Source organism: Rhizobium oryzicola (genome assembly GCF_030504645.1).
Taxonomy (GTDB): domain Bacteria; phylum Pseudomonadota; class Alphaproteobacteria; order Rhizobiales; family Rhizobiaceae; genus Neorhizobium; species Neorhizobium oryzicola.
This window is the reverse complement of the sequence record NZ_JAUKWQ010000009.1, coordinates 69,678-91,972: the sequence shown is the minus strand read 5'-3', so window position 1 is coordinate 91,972 and position 22,295 is coordinate 69,678. Positions and strand designations below refer to the sequence as shown.

Genomic DNA, 22,295 nt, shown 5'->3' with positions numbered 1-22,295 from the left:
CTCTACGCTTCACGCCTCGGGGCCGGGATTGCTGGCAGCAGCCTTGGCGGCCTCGATGTCCCGGATCATAGCGAGGATCGCTTCGGCCGCGGCATCGAGTGCCGCCTGATCGCGGGCGCGCACCACCAGTTCCGTCGAAAAGCGCTGGCCGTCATATTTCGGGTAGGAACCGATACTGGTTTCCGGATGCGCCTTCTGGATGGCGCCGAGCAGCGTGCCGATATCGCCTTCGCCATAAGGGCAGGGCAGGGCGCGGGAGAGCATCTTTGCGCCCGATTGCAGCTCCGGCAGTACATTGTCCACCATGGCCTGGAAGACCTGGGGCACGCCCGCCATGACATAGACATTCTCCACAATGAAGCCCGGGGCGGTCGATACGGGGTTGGCGATATGGCGCGCCCCTTGCGGCATGCGGGCCATGCGTTGGCGGGCTTCGGTGAACTCCATGTTGCGGCGGGCATACATCTCGCCCAGCAACCGCATGGCCTCCGCATCATGCACGCAAGGGAGACCGAAGGCCTTGGAGATGGCGTCTGCCGTGATGTCGTCATGGGTCGGGCCGATGCCGCCTGACGTGAACACATAGGTGTAGCGGGCGCGCAGCGCATTCAGTGCTTCCACAATGGCGTCTTCCTCGTCGGCCACGATGCGCACTTCCTTGAGATCAATGCCCGATAGCGTGAGCAGGTCTGCCAGATGGCCGATGTTCTTGTCCTTCGTCCGGCCGGACAGAAGCTCATCGCCGATGGCCAGCATGGCGGCGGTCACGATCTTTGCACTCATGGAATTTCCTCACGCGCGAACTTGATGGGTGCGGCGAACCTAGGCCACCTGCTGCTGTCGTGGCAACCAGATCTTGCTGCGCGTGCGGCGTGCGTGCCCTCGTCTGCGATCTCATAGCTTTTTGTCGCGGATGCCAGAGATATTTCGAATGAATTTCTCTCCAAATGAATGTAGAGCGTAGCGATCAACAATGTGTTTTCTTGGCTTTCGCTAAGTCGTTCTATCCCTCTCATCTGAAGTCGCAAGATTTAGATATGAATAAAGGGGGCGGCGAAGCTGTGTCGAAATAAATACTATGAAATATCATTACGAGGGGTGTGATATGGCAGCAACGTTGTCTGAAGATCAGGTCCAGAAGCTTTATATTGCTTATTTTGGACGGCCGGCGGATCCTGTTGGGCTAAAATATTGGTCCTCTCAACTGGATGCCGGTGTTGCTGTCGCAAAGATTGCGGCGACCTTTTCCAGTACCCAGGAATCCATCGATTTCTATCGCGGGACAACGGATGGCGGGCGCATTACGGCAATCTATCAAAACCTCTTTGGCCGGGCGCCGGAGCCTGCCGGTCTTCAGTTTTGGTCGACTTCGCTCTCATCCGGAAAGATTACCATCGCGGATGCCGTCGTTTTTATCATGAACGCCGCCGCCTCGACGGATGCGACGATCGTCTCCAACAAAGTTCAGGCGGCCAATGCGTTCACGGCCAACATCGACACGCCCGATGAAATCAAGGGCTATTCCGGCGCCAAGGCTGCGGAGACTGCACGCGCCTTTCTCAGCAAGATCGATGCGACGCCTCAGTCCATTGCCAACCTCGCGGCTGATGCCAACAAGGCTGTTGCGGATGCCAGCAGTACCAACACGCCTGTTCCACCCGTGGTCGACACAACTCCGGTCACGATAGACCCGCCACCTCCGCCGCCGGTGTTCTCGGTATCCAAGGATGGGTCGGGCCTTGTCACGTTTGCAAATGCGGGTTCGTCGATTTCCATCGCGGCGACCAACGGCGGCTTCTCGTTCACCACCAACGGCAGCGCCGCTGGGACTGCCGCAATCACCGGCTCCGTCTCCAGCATCGCGGTACCGGCCGGAAGCACGTTGACGATCAGCAGCGGGCTCGCCAACGGGCTGAGCTTCCCTGGTAGCGGTACTGTCAAGCTGTCGGATACGGGCGCCGTCACTGCCGCCACCCTGAAGACACTGGATGCTGCGACGACCGGCTTGCTGGATGCAACTGGTTTCACGTCCATTACGTCTGCGTCTGCTACCGATGCGCAGCTGTTGCTGGTTACCAATCAGGGCACGTCAGGCAACAAGATCAAGACGGCCGGCAATGTTGCCGTTACCCTCACAGATACCACCGCTGCGGCTGGCGTTTTGAAGGCGATTGAGGGTGCCACGACCGGGCTGGTCGATGCCTCGACCGTCAAATCCCTTGTGTCGGCTTCGGCCGCGGATGCGCAGCTGTTGCTGCTCACCAACCAGGGCGCGACCGGCGACAAGATCAAGATGGCAGGCGATGTGACCGTCACCCTCACAGATACCACGGCCACTGCCGCCACTCTGAAGTCCATTGAGGCCGCCACGACCGGGCTGGTGGATGCCTCGACCGTCGAATCCCTTGTGTCGGCTTCGGCTGCGGACGCTCAGTTGTTGCTGGTCACCAACCAGGGCACGACCGGCGACAAGATCAAGATGGCAGGCGACGTGGCCGTCACCCTGGCGGATACCACGGCCACTGCCGCCACCTTGAAGTCCATTGAAGGTGCCACGACCGGGCTGGTGGATGCGTCCAGCGTGACCTCACTCACCTCCGCTTCGGCTGCGGACGCGCAGTTGTTGCTGGTCACAAACCAGGGCGCGACGGGTAACAAGATCAAGATGGCGGGCGATGTGACAATTACTCTGACCGATACGAGTATTGCGTCCAGCACGCTGAAGGCGATCGATGGTGCCACGACCGGATTGATCACCGCCGCCAATCTGACCGATCTGTCCGGCGCTACCGCCGATATCAAATCCGTCCTGACAGCGACAACGACCGGCACCGCGATAGCCGCAGCGGCGTTGAATAAAGTCACGTTGGCGGACGCCATCACCACGCATGCGCTGGACACAGTGACCTTTGTCAATAATACGACGATCAAGCTGGCAAACGTCACCGGCAATGCGCTGACCTTGCTCGACAGCACCGTTGCAGCAGGCAAGACCCTGACGCTGGATGCCACAGCGGTGGCCAGTGCGATCACCCTGGATGGCAGCGCAGAAACCAATGGTAGACTTTTTTTCAGCGCGGGAGCGGGAGCGACTCTTAAAGGCGGCGCAGGCGGGGACACGTTTGATATCTCCGGCCGACCGACATTGATTGATGGTGGCGCGGGCAACGACATCCTCAACATCAATGTATCCGGGCAGAACCTTGACCTCTCGGACAGAGTCACGGGCATCGAAACGATCAACATTAACGGTGGGGATCAAGACAGTTCGGTTATCGTCCCGGGCGGCAGCCTGGTGGTGAATGTGCGAGGTGGGGCGGGTGCTCTCAGCGTCACCCTGGGCGCGGGTGGTCAAACCATAAAGGTATTGAGCGGCGGTGCGGGTGTCATCACCATCAAGGGCGGCGCGGGGGCCGATACGATTCAGCTTCCGACAAGCGGCCCTCCTGGGAGCTATGTGATTGATGAAACCGGCAGTGGTCTCTCCAATCGAAATGCTATCGATACAGTATATGGTTTCAACGCCTCGGGAAAATCGGTGTTCAAAACCGGCTTTCAACAGCCGAATGTTGATTATTATGGCTCGGACAGCGCTCAGTCCGCGGATTATTTGAACAAGATTACCTCAATTGTTAATGGGCAAAACCTGGTGGATCGGTCCTTCGCTACACAAATGGAGCTCAATGCGAGCGCTAATTCCGGGGTTTATTTGTTTCAGAATACGGGACCGGACGTCTCATCCTTTGATGACGGTGACTTTTTGGTGAAACTGCTTGGTACCATGAATTTGGTGGGGACAATTTTCGCGATTTGAGTTTGCAATCGGATCCGAGGGAAGTCCAACTGTGGCATCGGTTGCTTGGTGAGGCACCTCAATCTCTTTCTTCAAGATCCGCATTTGCTTGCGAGCTAGGATAGGATCTTCGTGTAACGGACTGAGACCCGAAGAGCAGAAGCGACCTCCCGTACCTCGCGGATTGTCATCCATTTGTGACCATTTGCGTTTTACCGTTACGAATAAGTGAACACTGCGTTTCGCTGCTACGGGGCTGGCCGAATGCGCGTTGCTTGCTAATGTTAACGTCAAAGCACGCCGTGGTGGTGTGCCAACACGAGGAGATTTGAGATGGCAAAGGTACTGGTTCTTTATCATTCTACCTATGGTCACATCGAAACCATGGCCTATGCCGTTGCCGAAGGCGCAAAGGCAGAAGGTGCAGAGGTCACCGTGAAGCGCGTGCCGGAAACGGTATCGGATGAGGTTGCCAAGGCCTCGCATTACAAGATGGACCAGGCTGCACCGATCGCTACCCCGGATGAACTGGCAAACTACGACGCGATCATCGTCGGTGCCGGCACCCGTTTCGGTACGGTTGCCTCGCAGATGCGCAACTTCTGGGACCAGACCGGCGGTCTGTGGTTCAACGGCAAGCTCGTCGGCAAGGTCGGCTCTGTCTTCACCTCCACTGCCACGCAGCATGGCGGCCAGGAATCGACGATCCTGTCCTTCATCCCAACCTTCCTGCATCACGGCATGGTCGTGGCTGGCCTGCCTTACGCCTTCCAGGGTCAGATGGGCACGGAAGAAGTCAAGGGCGGTTCGCCCTACGGCGCTTCCACCATCACCAATGGCGATGGCTCGCGTCAGCCGTCTCAGGTAGAGCTGGAAGGCGCCCGCTTCCAGGGCGCGCATGTCGCGAAGCTTGCTGCAAAGCTCGCCGGCTGATCTGCTGTTTGAGATAGAGACATGGAAGGGCACCGGCACTCGTCGGTGCCTTTTCGCATTATGCGGCGGGTGCCATAGGGCGAAACAGCTTCAACCGGGCAGGCGGGTTGCGTTGGAGACCGTTTTTCCAGTCGACGGCAAATTGTATGACATCGGATGCGGCCTGATTGGTCAGCGGTTTGGCGATGACGCCAAGCGCGCCCGCATCTCGGCCTTCCACAAGTGTGGGATTGCCGGTTACGAAGATCACCAGAATGCCACGTTCCACAAGACTGCGGGCAAGTTGAGGGCCTGTTTCGCCATCTGCAAGGCGAACGTCTACGAAGGCAATGTCGGCGTCCTGGGCGTAGTTGAGAGCGACCTTAACATCCGGTGCAATACCGACCACTTCATGGCCGCTGCGAGTGACCGCCTCGTCCAGGTCCATCGCCAGCAGCAGACTGTCCTCGACAATCAGAAAACGATATTTCACAGCCACTCCCTAGTGCCCGCTGAAGCGCCCGGTGTCTTCATCAAGAAGGTTCCAGAATCGCTGGCCTTTTTTAAGCGAGATAGGGTTCTTCGGGACTTTTGCAAGTGCTGATATAAGAAGCTATCAGATTCTCAGTCGAAGGCGGCGAGATCCGGGCGGTAACGTCTGTCGATCAGTTTCAGGCTGCGGTCGGGCTGGATCACGTAAGTCTCGTAGACCATGCGACGGCCATCATTGAACTCGTTGTTGACGATGCTGCCGACCGGCGCCTTCGTCAAATGGCTGCGGGGTTGGCCGCCATAGGTAATGCTGCCGGGAACGGGGGTAAGCTCGGCTGTCGTGCAGCCGCACAACAGAAGAAGGCCGAGGCTGGCAGCGAGATAGCGTTTCATAGGCGTGCATCCTGAATTGCGTCTGGAATGGCAGGAGAACGGCCGGCAGACGCCGCAGTTCCCGCCCTAGCGCTACGCTCTGCAGTCGGTCCCGGCAAGGGGCGTCCGCGAGGATCGGCTCAAGCTGCTCGGTGGCGGGTCGAGGCAAAGGGAGTGCCCGCCTGTTCCGGCAGTCGGAACCGCTCCATCAGTTGATGCAGCTTGGCCGCCTCGTCCGCCAGTGTTTGGGACGCCGCATTGGCCTCTTCGATGGTGCTGGCATTCTTCTGCGTGCCCTCGTCCAGGCGGTTGATCGCGGTGTTGATCTCGTTGAGGCCGAGTGATTGTTCCTTTGAAGCCTTGGCGATCGCCTGAACATTCTGGTCCACCTGCTGCACCTTTTGGACGATGGTCTTGAGGGCGCGGCCGGTATCGTTGACGAGCGAGACGCCGTGCTTCACCGAATCGGAGGATTTCGAAATCAGCCGCTTGATATCCTGCGCGGCGCTGGCGGAACGTTGTGCGAGTTCGCGCACCTCCTGCGCAACGACGGCGAACCCCTTTCCGGCTTCGCCCGCCCGCGCGGCCTCGACGCCGGCATTGAGCGCCAGCAGGTTCGTCTGGAAGGCGATTTCGTCGATGACGCTGATGATGTTTTCAATCTCGCGAGAGGATTGTTCGATGCCGCTCATCGCGTCGGTCGCCTGTTCGACGATTCGGCCGGAGGCTTCTGCGGATGCGCGCGTATCGACCACCAGGCCGGTGGCGTCTGCGGCGCGTGCGCTCGAATCGCGAACCGTCACGGTGATCTCGTCGAGCGCTGCTGCGGTTTCCTCAACGGACGCCGCCTGCCGCTCTGCATTGCGGGCGATCTCATCGGACACCGTGTTGATGACATGCGCATTGGTTGCCAGAACCTCCGCCGACTGTTTGATCGCGCCGATGGCCTGGCCGAGGGAGCGGACGGCCAGATTGAAATCATGGCGGGTCTGTTCAAGCGTCGGATCGATCGTGCCGGTGATCTGGGAGGTCAGGTCCCCTTCGGAGAGACGGCGCACCGAATTGCTGATGGTTTCGACACCAATCATCCGCGAGGTGATGTCGCTTGCCACCTTGATGATCTTGTAGATCCGGCCGCTGGCATCCTGCACTGGCGTATAGGCCGCCTGGATCCACACCTTGCGACCGCCCTTGCCGATGCGGGCGAAATTATCCACCGTAAAGGTGCCGCCGCGCAGGTTCTGCCAGAACTGGCGATAGGCGTCGCTGCGTACATAATCGGCGTCGCAGAACATGCTGTGATGCTTGCCGGTGATTTCACTCAGCTGATAGCCCATGGCGGCGAGAAAATTATCGTTGGCACCGAGAATCACCCCGTCAGGCGTGAACTCGATCAAAGCCTGCGAGAGATTGATCGCCGTCAGCCGGTTGCCGTCCTCCAGCGCGCGATTCTTCGATTCGGTGATGTCGGAGGCAATTTTCAGGATCCGCACCACCTTGCCGCCGCGAAACACCGGATTATAGCTCGCCTCGATCCAGACATCCCGCGCATCCTTGCGCTTGCGCAGAAACTGCCCGCTCTTGAACTGGCCGGCGGCCAGATCCTGCCAGAAGCGGCCATAGTCGGGCGAGTTGCGAATCGCGTCATCGCAGAAAAGCCGATGATGCTGGCCGACGATATCCGACAGACGATAGTTCAACGTCTTGCAGAAGTTCTCATTGGCATCGATCACGGTGCCATCCGGCTTGAACCAGATCATGGCCTGCGAGCGGGAGAGCGCCTTCATGTCTTCTGCAAGGCGGCTCGCACTAAAAAAAATTCCGATAGACATGCCGGGTCTCCTACCACTGCGCTTCCGGGGGCAGTACTGCAATAAATCCAAATGTGCTAATGTTAAGTGAATGAAAACAAAGGCACAATTTCCGCGGTCAAACTTTCGCAAATCAATTCCTGCGGGAATGGCGGGCTGTCAGGAGGCATGCCGTTAACGCTGGCGGCCACTGTGAACTCATAGCTGTGATCTCGAGGATGTGCTGCCATTCCTCGGCGACCTATCCGTGGCTGAAATGGCGAACCGATTTCACCCTTTCCAGACCTTCCCATTTGCGATCTCGCAAGTTATGGAAACGTTTCGAAGGGCGGACGTGGCGAAACTGGTAGACGCAAGGGACTTAAAATCCCTCACCTTCGGGTATACGGGTTCGACCCCCGTCGTCCGCACCAGCTGATGTCTCAGCGTATGTTGAGCTTTTCCCAGTCCGCCGGTGTTGCGCCTTTCAGGCACAGCATCAGTCCGCCCCAGGCCGTCCAGCGAATGCATTCGCCGCTTTTGAGGCCGTCAAGAGTTGCCGGGCTGCGGGTTATGTCCGAATCGGCCTCCAGCATCACATGCAGGCGGTGATCGGTGCTCCAGCTGTTGACGGCTTCACTGCACGTGCCGGACGGGCGGGCGAGATAGCCTGTGTTGATGGGAATACCGAGGCGCCCGGCGACGATCTGGAAGTAGAGATAGTACATGCTCTCGATTCGGGGCGCGCAGCCATAATCGGGCATCACGTGGATTGCTTCCACGCGGCCCGCCATGGAAGGCCAGCCGGAATAATCGAGCGGTCGCGCAAGGGTCAGGAGATCAGCGGTCTTCAGCCGAATCGGCCTTGTATCGGCCCATTGCAGCACAAGCGCCACACTGATGATGAGAGCGGTGAGGAGGCTGCGGCGCTGAAGAAGCGCGGCGAGCGCCAGAAATGACACGGCATAGCCCACGGGCCAGAAGAACCGGCCGGCGGCGCGAAACACGCCGCTCACGATCGTCAGCGGCCAGGGCACGACATAACCGGCAACAGGCTGACCGGCGAGCGTGATGCTGTTGCCGAGGGAATAGACCGCAAAGCCCACAAGCAGGAGTGCCAGCCCCGCATGCCGCCTGCACCATTGCAAAAGCCGGCCCGGGCGGGCATGGAGAGCCAAGGCCGCCGCGATGATCAGCAGGCCGCCGGCGCCGAGAAGGTTGAAGCCTTCGCTTTGAGGCGCTGTTTTGTCCACAGCCGGGCAGGGCAGGATCCTGCCGCCGCAAAAGGGCGAGAGCAGATCCATCGAATAGGTGTCGAAGCCGGTCGCACCCGACGCGGCGGAGGAGGCATAGCCGAAAGCAATCGCAAGACCCGCCACCGCTATACAGACGGCCAGTGCGGAAATTCCGTATCCCGGCTGGCGCTCTGGCAGGTGCTGATGGTCGAAGAGCGCTGCGGCGTAAAGCGCAAACACCATGGCGAAGAGATAGGGGTGGATGAGCAGCGAGGCGATCAGCAGAGTGCCGAACAGCAAGCCCGCCCGCATTGCGCTCCAGCGGCCCTGGCTGATGCGGACATAGAAGCCGAGCGCAAAAAGGATGAGCCCATGCGTCATCAGTGCCGTGTGCACGAATCGCGCCAGAAAGGCCGGCCACATCAGCGCCAGCAGAGCGGCAGAAAGGGCGGAGAGCATGTCGCGCCGCCCGAGGCTTCGAATCAGGAAGACGGCGCCTGTCGCCTGCAGCCCGTAGGCCAGCAAATGCCACAGGCCGAAGTAATGGAAGTTTTCCGGCAGCAGCGGAAAGAAAAGCTTCAGCAGCAGGGCGGCCAGCGGAATGCTGTCGGAAAGCGCGATGGAAACCCCGCCCGGCGGAGAGATCATTGTCGTCACAAGCGGCGGCCAGTGCCACGCATCCTTGGCATAGAGAAGCCAGCCGCTCACATGCTGCGGCGTATCGCCAATCTCGAAATACACGTTGTCGCCCGCCAGAAACGACAGGGGGTGCGGATGGATGTGCAGAAAGACGAGGCAGGCGAGGCCAAGCGCCGCGACATAGCAGGCAGCGGCCGTCAGGCGGGCGGGGCAATCTCTCTGCAACATGGCTCCATCGGCAATCGGAAATGGAAATGCGTTGATCGCTATCAACGAAGCGCTGCAAACGCAACAGCGCGCGTGTCCCAAGGGAGGGCGGTCATGCCCGCTTGCACCAGCAAAAAAAGCCGGCGGCGTCAGCGGCGCCACCGGCTTTCATGATCATCGTCCAAAGAAGAGTTTACTGGCCGAGCTTTGATTCCAGCATGGCGAGACGACGCTCAAGCCGCAGCATCAGCTCGTCCTTGGCATCCAGCGCGGATGCCTGCGGCGCGATCTGCTCATCCTCGCTGCCGTCGAACAACAGGCCGTAAATGATCGGCTCGTTATAGCGCAGAATGGTCATCACAAAGTCCCGCACGGGGATTTTCAGCGCATTGGCATACAGCTCGTAACGCTCCGGCGGCACGCGGCCGCGGCCCGTCTCGATCTGCGAAATGAAGGTATAGTAATCGATCCCCACCTTCATCGCGAGATCGCGCTGGCTAAGACCGGCGGCCTCGCGGCGGTCTTTCAGCCATGCGCCAACTTCGCGGCGAAGGGCGGCCTGATCGTCTTTGGGTGCGAAGGTGGAAGTACGGGGCGGCATCGGGTTGTGTTCCTGGTTTGAACGGCTTCAAGCTGTATCGGCGAATGGTCGTAAAGGGCCTGCACTATGAGTGACATAGAGTACATGCTATTTATAAACCCGCAAGAGGAAGGTAGTGCACTTTAGCAACTTTCGTGTTCCAGAACCGCGAAATTGCCTTGGCTTGTACAATCTAACCCATTTGGGTGATATATTCATGATTGCATATTAGGTTTCGTACAGCAGATCGACGTATAATCGGGTTGCAGGTGCGGTTGTATAGCGGAAGCACATGCCTGACTTCCGTTGTCAAAAATTCACAACAGTGGACTCTTGACTGTTGGCTGCACGGCGTATAGCAATCACTACCGACCCACGTAAGGTCGTTCCAATCGAGAGGAAACTTCACAATGGCTACCATTCAAGGCGTGTACGTCGCCCTGTTCGGCCGTCCGGCAGATCCGACGGGCCTGGCTTACTTCAACTCCGTCACCAACAACGGCGCGAACCTGAACGCGATCAGCAACCTTGCTGGCACGGCTGAGTATCAGACCCGCTTTGCTGGCCTGTCGAACCCGCAGATCATCAACTCGATCTACCAGTCTCTGTTCGGCCGTGATGCTGACCTCGCTGGTCTGACGTTCTTCGCGAACGGCCTGGCTTCCGGCAAGTACAACATCAACAACATCGCGATCACCATTCTCGATGGCGCACAGGGCACTGACCTGACGACCGTCACGAACAAGATCAAGGCTGCCGATCTTTTCACTGCCGCGATCGATACCACGGCCGAAGTTCTCGCCTATAGCGGCAATGCCGCTGCTGACGCTGGTCGCGCCTTCATCTCGGCTGTCAAGGACACGGTTCCGGCACAGACCGCTGTTGACAGCGCTCTGGCAGCTATTGTTAACACACCTGTCGTCGGCTCCACCCAGTCCTTCACCACCGCTGTCGACTCGCTCGTCGGCACAGGTGGAAATGATGTATTCATTGCTGACAACACCGGTACCAGCCTCACAGCAACCGCTGGTGACAGCGTAAACGGTGGTGCGGGCAATGATACGATAAAGCTCTTCGTGAAAAGCGATGCTGACCTTACGGCTCTCGCTTTGCCGCAGCTGACCAACGTCGAGACGCTGTACGTCAACGGCGGTGTGCTGACTGCATCCAAGACAGCTGACTTTAGTGGTCTTACAGGCGTTACGAGCGTCCAGGTCGATAGCCCGGCAACTCTTGCAAACGGTTCTTCGACCGCTATCAAGACTGCGGCGACCCAGTCCCTTTCTCTGACGAAGGTAAATTCTGCTGCTGGTTCCGCTACGGTTCAAATCAACGGCGCAACCAACGTTACCCTAAATGCGGTCGGCACCGATTCCGTTGCCACTGGTGCGGTGAAGCTAGATCTCGCCAGCAATGGTGCTGCTCTCACGCTTAACGATACGGGTGCTGCAAGCAAGGTTACGCTCGTTAACTCCGGTGCAGCTCTGGCCACTCTCTCTGTTACTGGCGACAAGAATCTCACGCTGACCGCAGACACCAGCTTGACTGCACTGAAGACGGTCAATGCTTCTGCCGCAACCGGTAACGTTTCGCTCGACGTGACGGCTCTGACGCTCCCGGCTTCGTTTGCCTTCACGGGCGGCGCAGGTGCGGATACCCTCACCCTTAAAGCAGGTGCTCTGGGTCTTCTTACCGCCGGTTCGCAGCTTGATGGTGGTGCGGGCACTGACACGATCGTAACCAGCGAAACGAGTGGTTTGAGCCAGGCTCAGATCAACACCGTTAACGCTTCCAAGAACTTTGAAGTTCTCGGTTTCGCAGTTGACGGTTCTGGCGTTGACGTTTCCAAGCTGACTTCGATCAACCAGTTTGCTGTTTCCAAGGGTTCGACTGTAGGTGCAGCGTTCACCAACGCAAACTCCAGCAGCAAGTTTAGCGCCGATCTGGGTGTCGATAATGGCGGTACGATTTCGATCGCTAACGCTGTGGGCGAAGCTGCGACAAACGTAACGCTCAGCAACACGTCTGGTGCATCGCACACGCTTACAAATCTCACGGTAACGGGCATTTCGACTGTCAACCTTGCTTCGACGGGCGTTGCAACGAAGGCTGGTGGCGCGAACGTTGTTACCACGCTTTCAAACAGCGACAATTCGAAAATCGTTATCACTGGCGATACCGATCTGACGATTACGAACAAGCTCGCAGCAACCGCCGTTGGCAGCAAGGTTGACGCTTCTGCGTTTACCGGAAAGCTGTCGATCATTGGTTCCGATAAGGCTGACGTCATCATTGGTGGTTCTGGTAACGACATCATCCAGGGTGGCACTGCTGCAAACCAGGCCGACACCCTGACTGGTGGTGCGGGTGCAGATACCTTCAAGTTCGTTGGCTCGAACCTCGCAAACTTGTTGGCAACCTCTGGCAATACAACCGCGATTACGTCCATTACGGATTTTGTAGCGGGTACTGATAAGATTGCTCTTGTTAACAGCGGTGCGGCGTTTACCAGCATCACGCTGTCGAATACCCAAACCATTGCGTCGGCAAATGATCTCACCGGCGTATACGGTGGTATCTCCACTATCGCCACATCGACGTCAGGTGGTGCTGCAAGCGCTGCTTTGATCACGGTATCTTCGGGTGCTGCGGCAGGTACCTACCTGTACGTAAACGATGCGAATGCGGGCGTTCAGGCCGCTTCCGACTTCTTGGTGAAGGTCGCAGTTACCGGTACGGTTACCGCTAGCGATTTCGTATTCGCTTAATGTGAGCTCGATTGAAAAGAGAACCCCCGGTGTAAACCGGGGGTTTTCGCGTTGGGGTTTTGCAATTTTCACTTAGAGTTTGCAATGCTATCCTTGGTTCCGCCGGCGAAGTTACACCTCCGATGGTCATCCTATTGCCCATGCTACTAGGTTATGTCATGACGCGCACTGAATTATCCTCTCCCGCGTCTCGAGCGCGCCCGATGAATCCAGCAGCGCATCAATGATGCCACGCAGGCAATGCCACAAAACTTTCCCGCAACGTCGCAGCGGTGAAGCTCGCGCAAGGCCTTCAAGCGCGCTGAATTTTTCGCGCCTATCCGGCTGTCATCACCCGTTCGGGTAATGTCCTCTCACCGTCCTGCATGGCAGTTTTGGCGAAAGCTCTGCGGCGGTTCCGCCGGGAGATGTCATGCGCATTTTGTGAGAGGAAACGCATCATGGCTTCCATTCAAGGCGTGTATCTGGCGCTGTTCGCCCGCCCCGCCGATCCCGCCGGCCTTGCCTATTTCAACTCCGTCACCGGCAATGGCGCCGATCTCTCCGGCATCGGCGATCTTGCCGGCACCCAGGAATACCGGGATCGCTTTTCCGGGCAGAACAATGCCACCATCATCAATTCCATCTATCTCTCGCTTTTCAACCGTGCGGCCGATTCCGAAGGCACGGCCTATTTCGCCGACCAGCTGGATCGCGGCCTGCTGACCATCAAGAACATTGCCATCGCCATTCTCGATGGCGCGCAGGGCGATGACAGGACGATCGTCAACAACAAGCTGAAAGCGGCCGACAATCTGACCAGCGCGATCGGTTCGGCATCGTCGCAAGCCTATAGCGGCAATGATGCGGCGGCCCTGGGCCGCCTTTACGTCAGCCAGGTCACCAAAGATCCCGGCACCATTCCAAGCGCGCAAGTGGTCTCCAAGGTGCTGGCCAGCATTGCCGCGTCCGGCCCCGTGGGGAGCGGCGGTCCGGGTATCAGTCTCACGCTCGGCACAGGCGATGACATCGTGTCGCCCACCACCAAAAACGCTGCCTACAAATCCACGCCCGGCGATGATGTGATCCGCGCCTCCGCGACCTTCAACGGATCTGGCCCCAATCCGCAACTGGTCAACACGTTGAACTCCGGCGACAAGATCGATGGCGGGGATGGTTTTGACACGCTGGTGTACAAGGTGCAGGCCGCCGATGGGGTGTTTGGCAAGTATGGCGGCGCTGGCATTGACCTCGAATGGTTGAAGCCAACCGTGACCAATGTGGAGAGGATACAATTTACCATTGCGGCTGGCGAGGCGGACGGCTTTAACTTTGGTGGCACGGCCTATGTCATCTTCGATCTCGGTTTCTCCAGCGGATACAAGGAGGTCTGGAGCATCGACTCCAAGGCTGCCTCTTTTCGGATTGGCGATGCCGGGGCTTCCAATTTCGGCGTCTACGGCATCGATCCCAACACCGTGCTCGGCATCTCGGGGAGCTCGGGCTATACGACCTTCGTGTTCAAGGACACGAACTCACTCAATGATTCCGCGACGCTGAAGCTTGAGCACGTCGCCAGCGAACGCATCAAGATCCCCGGCGTGGAGACCTTGTCCATCAATCTCAACGGCAGCAACAAGGTCAATGAATTCATCGATCCCGAGCTGACGGTGCTGCGCTTTACCGGCTCCGGTGATCTGACCTTCACCACCCCGAAAACCGCCGCCCTCAACACTCTCGATGCCTCCGGCAGCAGTGCCAATCTCTCAATCACCATCCAGAACCCCGGTGTCCGCTATACGGGCTCGCAGGGCATCGACACGGTGCAGCTCTTTAGCAAGGATGTGATCGTCTACAATTCCGCCAATCTGTCCACGACGCGCAAGACCGACATCTACAGCAATTTCGCGTCGGCGGGCATCACCAAGAACGCCGTCGATGTCTCGGCATTTGCGCTCAGCGGCGACAAGTCAGGGATTACCAGGTTTATGAAATCGCCCGCGCCGGGTTCCGCGAGCTTCCAGGGCAAGGCGGCAGCTCTTTATATTGATGATAACAACGACACGCTGGTCTATTTCGATACCAACGGTAACAATGTCTACGATCCCGGCACCGATCTCGCCTTCAAGCTGACCGCGGTTGGCGGCAATGCCGTTGTCTTCACCACAAGCAACATCATTTTCTGATGCTGGGGCTATCCCGCGCCTTGGCCTTGGGGCCGGCGGGTGACTGCCTGCCGATCCAACACAGCCGTTACGCCGACATGCCTGCCATGCCGCCAATCCCTTTGCCCATCTGCGCCCGCTATGGCATAGCGTGCGCATTGGAAGAATGGATATCGGGTGTGCGCGCAATGAACATGGCAGCGGTGGATGAAGCCAAGCAGGCGATGCGGGAGATCTTTCCGGAAACGCCGCTGCAACTCAACGAGCATTTGAGCCGCCGTTACGGCGCGGAGATCTGGCTGAAGCGCGAGGATCTGTCGCCCGTGCGCTCCTACAAGATCCGGGGCGCCTTCAACTTCTTCCGCAAGCAAATTGCCGCCGGCCATACGGATCGCGTCTTCGTCTGCGCCTCCGCCGGCAATCACGCCCAGGGCTTTGCCTTTGTCTGCCGCCATTTTGAAGTCCAGGGCGTCGTCTTCATGCCGGTCACCACGCCGCAGCAGAAGATCGACAAGACCCGCATGTTCGGCGGCCCCTTCATCACCATCCGTCTTGTGGGCGACATTTTCGACCAGTGCTATGCCGCGGCCCGTGCCCATGTGGATGAGACAGGCGCCGTGATGGTGCCGCCCTTCGACCATGCCGATATCATCGAGGGCCAGGCGACGGTGGCGTCCGAAATCGCCGAGCAGCTGCCGGATGGCGGCGTGCCTGATATGATGATCGTGCCGGTCGGCGGTGGCGGCCTGTCGTCTGGCGTCAGCGGCTATTTCGCCGGGCGCATGGCGCCGTCCGATTTCCTGTTCGTGGAGCCGGAAGGTGCCCCGAGCCTGAAGCGCAGCCTGGAGACCGGGCATCCGGTGACGCTTGCCAAGGTCGACAATTTCGTGGATGGCGCAGCGGTCGCCCGCATCGGCGATCTCAACTTCGAGGCGCTGAAGGGCTTTTCCGCCGATCAGGTTCTGGCCGTCCCGGAAAACGCGATCTGCGTCACCATGATAGAGATGCTCAACATCGAGGGTGTGGTGCTGGAGCCTGCCGGTGCCCTGTCCTTGACGGCGCTCGCAACGCTTGCCCCGGAGCATATTGCCGGCAAGCGCGTGGTGGCGGTCGTCTCCGGCGGCAATTTCGATTTCGAGCGCCTGCCAGATGTCAAGGAGCGCGCCATGCGCTTCTCCGGCCTCAAGAAATACTTCATCCTGCGCCTGCCGCAGCGCCCAGGCGCACTGCGTGACTTCCTCAACCTTCTGGGGCCGGATGATGATATCGCCCGCTTTGAATATCTGAAGAAGTCGGCCCGCAATTTCGGCTCCATCCTGATTGGCATCGAAACAAGCAAGCCGGAGAATTTCACCGGCCTTCTCCAGCGGTTCGAAGGGGCAGGGCTGGGTTACGAAGATATCACCGAAAACGACATCCTCGCCAACCTGATCATCTGAGCCGGTGAGGGCAGGGGTGGAGGCCTAGCCGTTACCCCTCGCCAAACCCGTCACCCTCTCCACGAAATCGGCAATCGCTGCCGTGTCATCCAGATCGAAGACTGGCAGCGTCGTATCGGTCACCGCATGGTCGGCGGCGATCGCGAGGATATGCGGATCGGTGGGTGCCAGCGGCTCGCGGTTCTTCGCGTCCAGACGGCGTGCCTCGATCTTCGGCACCGGCTCGCGCTTGTAGCCTTCGATCAGCACCAGATCACAAGGCGCGAGGCGAGAGAGGATTTCATCGAAGCTCGGCTCCGGTTCGCCTCGCAGTTCGTGCATGATGGCAAAGCGGGTCCCCGACACGATCGCCACCTCATGCGCGCCCGCCTGACGATGGCGAAAGCTGTCGGCGCCGACCTTGTCGATGTCGAAGTCATGATGGGCGTGCTTGATGGTCGAGACGCGGTAACCGCGCCGGGTCAGTTCCTCCACCAGGCGCACGGCCAGACCCGTCTTGCCGGAATTCTTCCAGCCGGCGATACCGAAGACCTTGGGTGTCATGCATCCTCCAGAAAACGATGGGCGCGTTCCAGCTCGTCGGGGCTGTTGATATTGAGAAACGGATCGAGCATGCCCGCCGTCGTCTCGACAAGCGGGAAATCTACCAGTCGAACCGGATGCCGCGCCAGGAAAGCCTTCACGCGTGCTTTCTCGCCAAGCGCCAACCAGCGCTCCAGATCATCGGCCAAATGAACGGGCCAGAGCCCGCAAATGGGATGCATCTCACCCGCGGAATCGGCAATAGCGATGGTGTCACGATCGGGCAGGGCGGATGCCAGCCGCTCCACCAGGTCGAGTGGCAGGAAGGGACTATCAACCGAGGCGGTTACCACGTGCGTGGTGCCCGGATGCGCTGACGCGGCATAACGCATCGCCGTCAGGATGCCGACGAGCGGTCCCCCTTGGCCGGGGATAACATCTGGTACGGCCGGCAGATCGGGCGCTGCGGCAAGCGGCGCGGGGGCATTGACTGAGAGGTGGCTGACCTGCGGCGCGAGATGGCGGATGACATGGGCGATCATCGGCAGGCCGCCCAGCAGAACCTCCGCCTTGTTCGTGCCCATCCGGCTCGATTTGCCGCCCGCCAAGATGATGCCGGGCGGAGGAGGAAAGCTTGGCATCGTTCAGATCCTTATCCGCTGGCCGTGCCTGCGCTCGTTTCTGCCGCGATGCTCTGGGCGCGCTGTCGCTCGCGATAGAAGGCATAGAGGCCGGAGGCAATGATGAGGCATGACCCCAGCACCATCAAGCCATCCGGCTGTTCGTCGAAGGCGAAATAACCAAGGCCCAGCGCAAAGATCAGGCTTGTATAGCGGAAGGGGGCCACGAAGGAGACATCGCCTTCGCGCATAGCGAGGATGATCGACTGGTAGCCCATCAACAGCAGGATCGAAGCCAGCGCCAGATGGCCGAACTGCTCGATGCTCACCGGATGCCAACCGCCCATCGGCACCATCAGCAGGGCGCCGACCACCATATTGGTCGAGGCGGCAAACAGCGAGACGAGCAAAGCGGGCAGGGCGAGCCCCAGCCGACGTGTGGTCAGGTCACGTCCAGCCGTCAGGAACACCGTCAGCACCACCAGCAGCGAGGCGACGGAAAAGCCTGATGGCGTCGGCCTCAAGATGATCATCACGCCGATGAAGCCGACAAGAATGGCAAGCCAGCGCCGCCAGCCCACCTGCTCGCGAAAGAACAGCGATGCGCCGAGCGTTACCGCCAGCGGGATGAACTGCATGATAGCGCCGGCATTGGCCAGCTGTATGGAACCAAGCGCCGTCACATAGGTGACGGTACCGGCAATCTCGAAGATTGAGCGCAGAAACAGCAGCGGATGCGTCATGCGCCTGATATGGGCAAGAGCGCCCATCCGCCACGCGATCGCCAACAACATCACGGTTGTCATGGCGCCGCGGATCATCATGATCTGTCCGACAGACAGAAAGGGTGTCACGGATTTGACCAGCGCATCATTGGCCGTGAAGACGCCCATGGCGAGCGTCATCAACAGTGCGCCGCGCGCGTTCTGCGACAAGGGCATTCCTGATTCTCCTCCGTCCTCAGGCCTCATGTAGAACAGGGCGCACGGCGCGACCAGAGTTTTAGATTTGTCTTATGGTGTTATTTCAAGCCCTTGCTGCGCGCGCTGCCGCCGCACCCCGGCGATACAGGAAGAGCGTCGCCAACAAACCACACAGCCCGGCAAAGCCCATCCAGTAACCGGGTGCTGCCTTATCCTGCCTGCTTTCGATCAGCCAGGTGGAGATGGCAAGCGACGAGCCGCCGAGCGTGGTGGCAAGGCTGTAGGCCAGCGAGAAGCCGGCTGTGCGCACGCTTCCGGGAATGACTTCCGTGAGCGCCACGACCATCGCGCCGTTGTACCAGGCGTAAATGAACGAGAGCCACAATTCCACGATCACCATGCGCTCGAAGGTGATGTTGGCGATCAGCCATGAAAGCGCCGGATAGGCGGTAAAGAGCGCCAGCAGCGAGAAGGTGATCAGGATCGGCTTGCGGCCGACCTTATCGGAGACAGCGCCCGCAATCGGTAGCCAGATGAAGTTGGAAATACCAACCGCCATGGTGGCCAGCAGCGCATCCGATTCCGAAAGCTTCAGCACCGTCTTGCCGAAGGACGGCGTGTAGACGGTGATGAGGTAGAAGGAGACGGTGGTCATGATGACCATGCCGACGCCGCCGAGCACGACGCCCCAATTGGAGATTAGCGTCGCGAAGATTTCACGCGTGGTCGGTTGGTGCTTGCGGTTGGCAAATTCCTTCGTTTCCTGCAGCGAGCGGCGGATCACGAAAATGAACGGCACGATCATGCAGCCAATGAAGAAGGGGATGCGCCAGCCCCAGTCGGAAATCTGTTGCGGCATCAGCATACGATTGAGAAGGAAGCCCAACAGCGCGCCCACCACGATCGCCACCTGCTGGCTGGCCGATTGCCAGCTGACATAGAAGCCCTTGTGGCCGGGCGTCGCCATTTCCGAGAGATACACAGAGACGCCACCGAGTTCGACGCCAGCGGAAAAGCCCTGCAGCAAACGACCGATCAGCACAAGCAGCGGTGCGGCAATGCCGATCGTTGCATAGCCGGGAACGAAGGCCATCAGGATCGTACCCATCGCCATGATGGAGAGGGTGACGATCAGGCCTTTGCGGCGGCCGATCCTGTCGATGTAGGGGCCGAGCACCAGCGCGCCGATCGGTCGCATGACGAAGCCCGCCGCGAAGCTGAGAAAGGTCGATATCATCGACACGAACTCGTTGTCGTTCGGAAAGAAGGTATGCGCGATGTGGGAAGCGTAGATGCCGAACAGGAAGAAGTCGAACATCTCAAGGAAATTGCCGCTGGTGACCCGCAGCACAGTTTTCATCTTTTCGGCCCTGGAAACTTCCATGGCTTTTCTCCTTGAACAGATATCGTCACGGGGACGAGAGGCGCTTGAGTGGGAGGAATAGCGCCCTTGCAATGAATTTGAGTGCGCGGTGGTATATCACCGGCTTGGCGTGGCACTACGCCTGTTAAACGATACAGGCAATCAGTTTCTGCTCATATGTTGCGGCCGTCGGCCCCTGGTCGATCACCTTTGTGTGGATGGGGCGTTGACTTGGCCGTGCTTGCGGCCAGATTGACGGATGGCGAGAGGAGCGCCCCATCATGACCTTTCCATTTCTGCCCGTCGGGATCGACCACGTCGTCTTCCTGGTCGATGATCTCGAGCGCGCCATGCGCTTCTATCGCGACGTGCTCGGCTGCCGGCCCGGCTATACCTATCCGGCACTCGGCATGGAGCAGGTCTGGTTCGGTTCGTCGCTCATCGTACTATGGGACGTGACGCATCCGGGTGCGGCGTCCGCCGTGCCAGCCGTTGCGGGCGGGCGCAATGTCGATCACGTCTGCCTGGCGACGAGCCCGTTCGATCACGACGACTTGCGGGCGCATCTGGCGTCACATGGCGTGGAGATTGTGCGAGAGGCCATGCATGGCGGCGCCAGGGGCATGGGCCATTCCTTCTACATCCACGATCTCTTCGGCAACAAGCTCGAGATCAAGGGACCAGCGGAATATCCGGACGGGCGTGGGTAATCCTCAGTCAAGCCCTAGGGGGACGTCCATCCCGTTAATATTCGGGTCAGCCACCCGTAACGCTCATGTGGCGGGCGACGGCTGGGCGGTTGTTGCGGTCGATGATGAAGTCATGGCCCTTCGGCTTGCGCGTGATGGCCTCGTCGATGGCGGCGGAGAGATAGGCATCGTCATCGGAGGCGCGAAGCGCCGTGCGCAGGTCCGCCGCGTCGTTCTGGCCAAGGCACATATAGAGCGTGCCGGTGCAGGTGAGGCGAACGCGGTTGCAGCTTTCGCAGAAATTATGCGTCATCGGCGTGATGAAGCCGAGGCGGCCGCCCGTTTCCTTCACCGTCACATAGCGGGCCGGGCCGCCGGTCTGGTAGCCATTGTCCGTCAATGTGAACTGCTCTTCCAGCTGCGCGCGCAGTTGAGACAGCGGCAGATACTGATCGGTGCGGTCTTCGTCGATCTCGCCCATGGGCATGGTTTCGATGACGGTCAGGTCCATGCCGCGGCCATGCGCAAAGCGCAGCATCTCGGGAATCTCCTGGTCGTTGAAACCCTTCAGGGCCACCGCATTCAGCTTGATCTTGAGACCGGCGCGCTGGGCAGCATCGATGCCTTCCATGACCTTGGAAAGGTCGCCCCAGCGGGTGATCTGGTGGAATTTCGCCGGGTTCAGCGTATCGACGGAGACGTTGATACGGCGCACGCCAGCGTCATAAAGCTCATCCGCATAGCGGGCCAGTTGCGAGCCATTGGTCGTCAGCGTCAGCTCTTCCAGCCGTCCCGCCTCGATATGGCGGCCGAGCGCGCGCACCAGAAACATGATGTTTTTACGCACCAGCGGTTCGCCGCCTGTCAGGCGCAACTTGCGAACGCCTTTTTCGATGAATGCGGAACAGAGCCGGTCCAGTTCCTCCAGCGTCAGCAGATCCTTCTTCGGCAGGAAGGTCATGTTTTCCGCCATGCAGTAGGTGCAGCGGAAATCGCATCGGTCCGTCACCGAGACGCGCAGGTAGGTCACCGAGCGACCGAACGGGTCGATCATCGGCTGGGCAATGGTGGAGAGCGGGCTGGCGGTTTCCGGCGGATTGACTAGGCTGTTCAAGAGGCGTCCTCCATGCACGGAATCTGGGCAGCGGTTGCGCTTCCGTCAAGTCAAAACTCTGTTTTTGCTGATATAGCCGCGTCACATGCGGAAGCTAGGAAGATTCTCTGTTTCAGTGCGAGATAGTGTCATGCATCTTTCAGATCTCGGCGACCGCATCTGCATTCTCGGTCCCTCCAATAGCGGCAAATCCACCCTGGCCGATGCCATTGCCCGCAAGCGCGGACTGACGCCGGTTCATCTGGATCAGCTGTTTCATGTCCCCAACACCGATTGGGTTGAGCGTCCTTACGAAGACTTCGCGGCCCTTCATGACCAGGCCATTCTAGGAGAGCGCTGGGTGATGGACGGCAACTATTCCAAGGTGATGCCGCAGCGTCTGGCCAGAGCAACGGGCTTCATCCTGCTGGAGGTCTCCACGGCGGTGAGCCTCATGCGCTATTTCCGCCGATGCCTGTTCGAGCGTGACCGGCGCGGCGCGCTCGAAGGCGGCCGGGATAGTATCAAATGGGGCATGATACGCCACATTGCCATAACCACGCCCAAGAACCGGCTGCGCTACGAAACGCTGTTTCAGGAGATTATGCTGCCGAAGATCCGGCTTGGCTCCGCATCCGAGATCAGCCGCATCTATGACAGATGGGAACTCGACAGATAGCGAGCGGCATCGGTGCCTGCTATGAACGCGTTCCG

At 59.3% G+C, this 22,295-nt stretch carries 18 protein-coding genes and 1 tRNA gene; 8 read left to right on the top strand and 11 right to left on the bottom strand.

What is annotated here, in order from left to right:
- Positions 1-9 precede the first annotated feature (9 nt).
- Complete coding sequence (locus Q2T52_RS21140; RefSeq protein WP_302078843.1) at positions 10-783, bottom strand: competence/damage-inducible protein A; 774 nt, start codon at positions 781-783, stop codon at positions 10-12.
- Between the two features lie 322 nt (positions 784-1,105).
- Here Q2T52_RS21140 and Q2T52_RS21135 point away from each other — a divergent pair, with 322 nt between their 5' ends.
- A complete protein-coding gene (locus Q2T52_RS21135; RefSeq protein ID WP_302078842.1) occupies positions 1,106-3,814 on the top strand; it encodes a DUF4214 domain-containing protein in 2,709 nt (902 codons plus the stop codon).
- A 312-nt stretch (positions 3,815-4,126) separates the two neighbouring features.
- Positions 4,127-4,726: an NAD(P)H:quinone oxidoreductase type IV gene (gene wrbA, locus Q2T52_RS21130; protein ID WP_302078841.1), complete on the top strand. Its 600-nt coding sequence runs from the start codon at positions 4,127-4,129 to the stop codon at positions 4,724-4,726.
- A gap of 58 nt (positions 4,727-4,784) precedes the next feature.
- On the opposite strand, the gene Q2T52_RS21125 is transcribed toward wrbA, so the two are convergent.
- The 3 genes from Q2T52_RS21125 to Q2T52_RS21115 form a co-directional block, all read right to left on the bottom strand.
- On the bottom strand, positions 4,785-5,198 hold the full coding sequence (locus Q2T52_RS21125; protein ID WP_302078840.1) for a response regulator: 414 nt from the start codon (positions 5,196-5,198) through the stop codon (positions 4,785-4,787).
- Positions 5,199-5,329: 131 nt separating this feature from the next.
- A complete protein-coding gene (locus Q2T52_RS21120) occupies positions 5,330-5,590 on the bottom strand; it encodes a hypothetical protein (RefSeq protein ID WP_302078839.1) in 261 nt (86 codons plus the stop codon).
- 119 nt (positions 5,591-5,709) lie between these two features.
- Entirely contained in the window at positions 5,710-7,401 is a 1,692-nt protein-coding gene (locus Q2T52_RS21115) for a methyl-accepting chemotaxis protein (RefSeq protein WP_302078838.1), read from the bottom strand.
- Positions 7,402-7,708: 307 nt separating this feature from the next.
- Between Q2T52_RS21115 and Q2T52_RS21110 the strand changes: the two genes are divergently transcribed.
- Positions 7,709-7,793, top strand: a tRNA-Leu gene (locus tag Q2T52_RS21110).
- A 9-nt stretch (positions 7,794-7,802) separates the two neighbouring features.
- Here the strand turns inward: Q2T52_RS21110 and Q2T52_RS21105 are convergent.
- The gene (locus Q2T52_RS21105) at positions 7,803-9,461 is read right to left on the bottom strand and encodes a DUF6311 domain-containing protein (protein ID WP_302078837.1); all 1,659 of its coding nucleotides are present in this window, start codon (positions 9,459-9,461) and stop codon (positions 7,803-7,805) included.
- A 172-nt stretch (positions 9,462-9,633) separates the two neighbouring features.
- On the bottom strand, positions 9,634-10,041 hold the full coding sequence (locus Q2T52_RS21100; RefSeq protein WP_302078836.1) for a helix-turn-helix domain-containing protein: 408 nt from the start codon (positions 10,039-10,041) through the stop codon (positions 9,634-9,636).
- 389 nt (positions 10,042-10,430) lie between these two features.
- On the opposite strand from Q2T52_RS21100, the gene Q2T52_RS21095 reads away from it, so the two are divergent.
- The 3 genes from Q2T52_RS21095 (at position 10,431) to ilvA (ending at position 16,371) form a co-directional block, all read left to right on the top strand.
- Complete coding sequence (locus Q2T52_RS21095; RefSeq protein ID WP_302078835.1) at positions 10,431-12,788, top strand: beta strand repeat-containing protein; 2,358 nt, start codon at positions 10,431-10,433, stop codon at positions 12,786-12,788.
- A gap of 440 nt (positions 12,789-13,228) precedes the next feature.
- Positions 13,229-14,953 carry a DUF4214 domain-containing protein gene (locus tag Q2T52_RS21090; RefSeq protein WP_302078834.1) on the top strand — a complete coding sequence of 575 codons (1,725 nt, stop codon included), beginning with the start codon at positions 13,229-13,231 and terminating at the stop codon, positions 14,951-14,953.
- Between the two features lie 167 nt (positions 14,954-15,120).
- Positions 15,121-16,371 carry a threonine ammonia-lyase gene (ilvA, locus tag Q2T52_RS21085; protein ID WP_436799571.1) on the top strand — a complete coding sequence of 417 codons (1,251 nt, stop codon included), beginning with the start codon at positions 15,121-15,123 and terminating at the stop codon, positions 16,369-16,371.
- A 24-nt stretch (positions 16,372-16,395) separates the two neighbouring features.
- On the opposite strand, the gene mobB is transcribed toward ilvA, so the two are convergent.
- The 4 genes from mobB to Q2T52_RS21065 form a co-directional block, all read right to left on the bottom strand.
- Positions 16,396-16,914, bottom strand: coding sequence for a molybdopterin-guanine dinucleotide biosynthesis protein B (gene mobB / locus Q2T52_RS21080; protein WP_302078832.1), 519 nt, complete (start codon positions 16,912-16,914; stop codon positions 16,396-16,398).
- Positions 16,911-17,534, bottom strand: a complete 624-nt coding sequence (gene mobA, locus Q2T52_RS21075) for a molybdenum cofactor guanylyltransferase MobA (RefSeq protein ID WP_302078831.1) — start codon at positions 17,532-17,534, stop codon at positions 16,911-16,913. Before mobA ends, mobB begins: the two co-directional genes overlap by 4 nt.
- An 11-nt stretch (positions 17,535-17,545) precedes the next feature.
- The gene (locus tag Q2T52_RS21070; RefSeq protein ID WP_302078829.1) at positions 17,546-18,454 is read right to left on the bottom strand and encodes a DMT family transporter; all 909 of its coding nucleotides are present in this window, start codon (positions 18,452-18,454) and stop codon (positions 17,546-17,548) included.
- 85 nt (positions 18,455-18,539) lie between these two features.
- The gene (locus Q2T52_RS21065; protein WP_302078828.1) at positions 18,540-19,820 is read right to left on the bottom strand and encodes an MFS transporter; all 1,281 of its coding nucleotides are present in this window, start codon (positions 19,818-19,820) and stop codon (positions 18,540-18,542) included.
- 260 nt (positions 19,821-20,080) lie between these two features.
- Here Q2T52_RS21065 and Q2T52_RS21060 point away from each other — a divergent pair, with 260 nt between their 5' ends.
- Entirely contained in the window at positions 20,081-20,509 is a 429-nt protein-coding gene (locus Q2T52_RS21060; RefSeq protein WP_302078827.1) for a VOC family protein, read from the top strand.
- Between the two features lie 46 nt (positions 20,510-20,555).
- On the opposite strand, the gene moaA is transcribed toward Q2T52_RS21060, so the two are convergent.
- A complete protein-coding gene (moaA, locus tag Q2T52_RS21055) occupies positions 20,556-21,542 on the bottom strand; it encodes a GTP 3',8-cyclase MoaA (protein ID WP_302078932.1) in 987 nt (328 codons plus the stop codon).
- A 190-nt stretch (positions 21,543-21,732) separates the two neighbouring features.
- On the opposite strand from moaA, the gene Q2T52_RS21050 reads away from it, so the two are divergent.
- Complete coding sequence (locus Q2T52_RS21050) at positions 21,733-22,260, top strand: P-loop NTPase family protein (RefSeq protein ID WP_302078826.1); 528 nt, start codon at positions 21,733-21,735, stop codon at positions 22,258-22,260.
- The last annotated feature ends 35 nt before the right edge of the window (positions 22,261-22,295 follow it).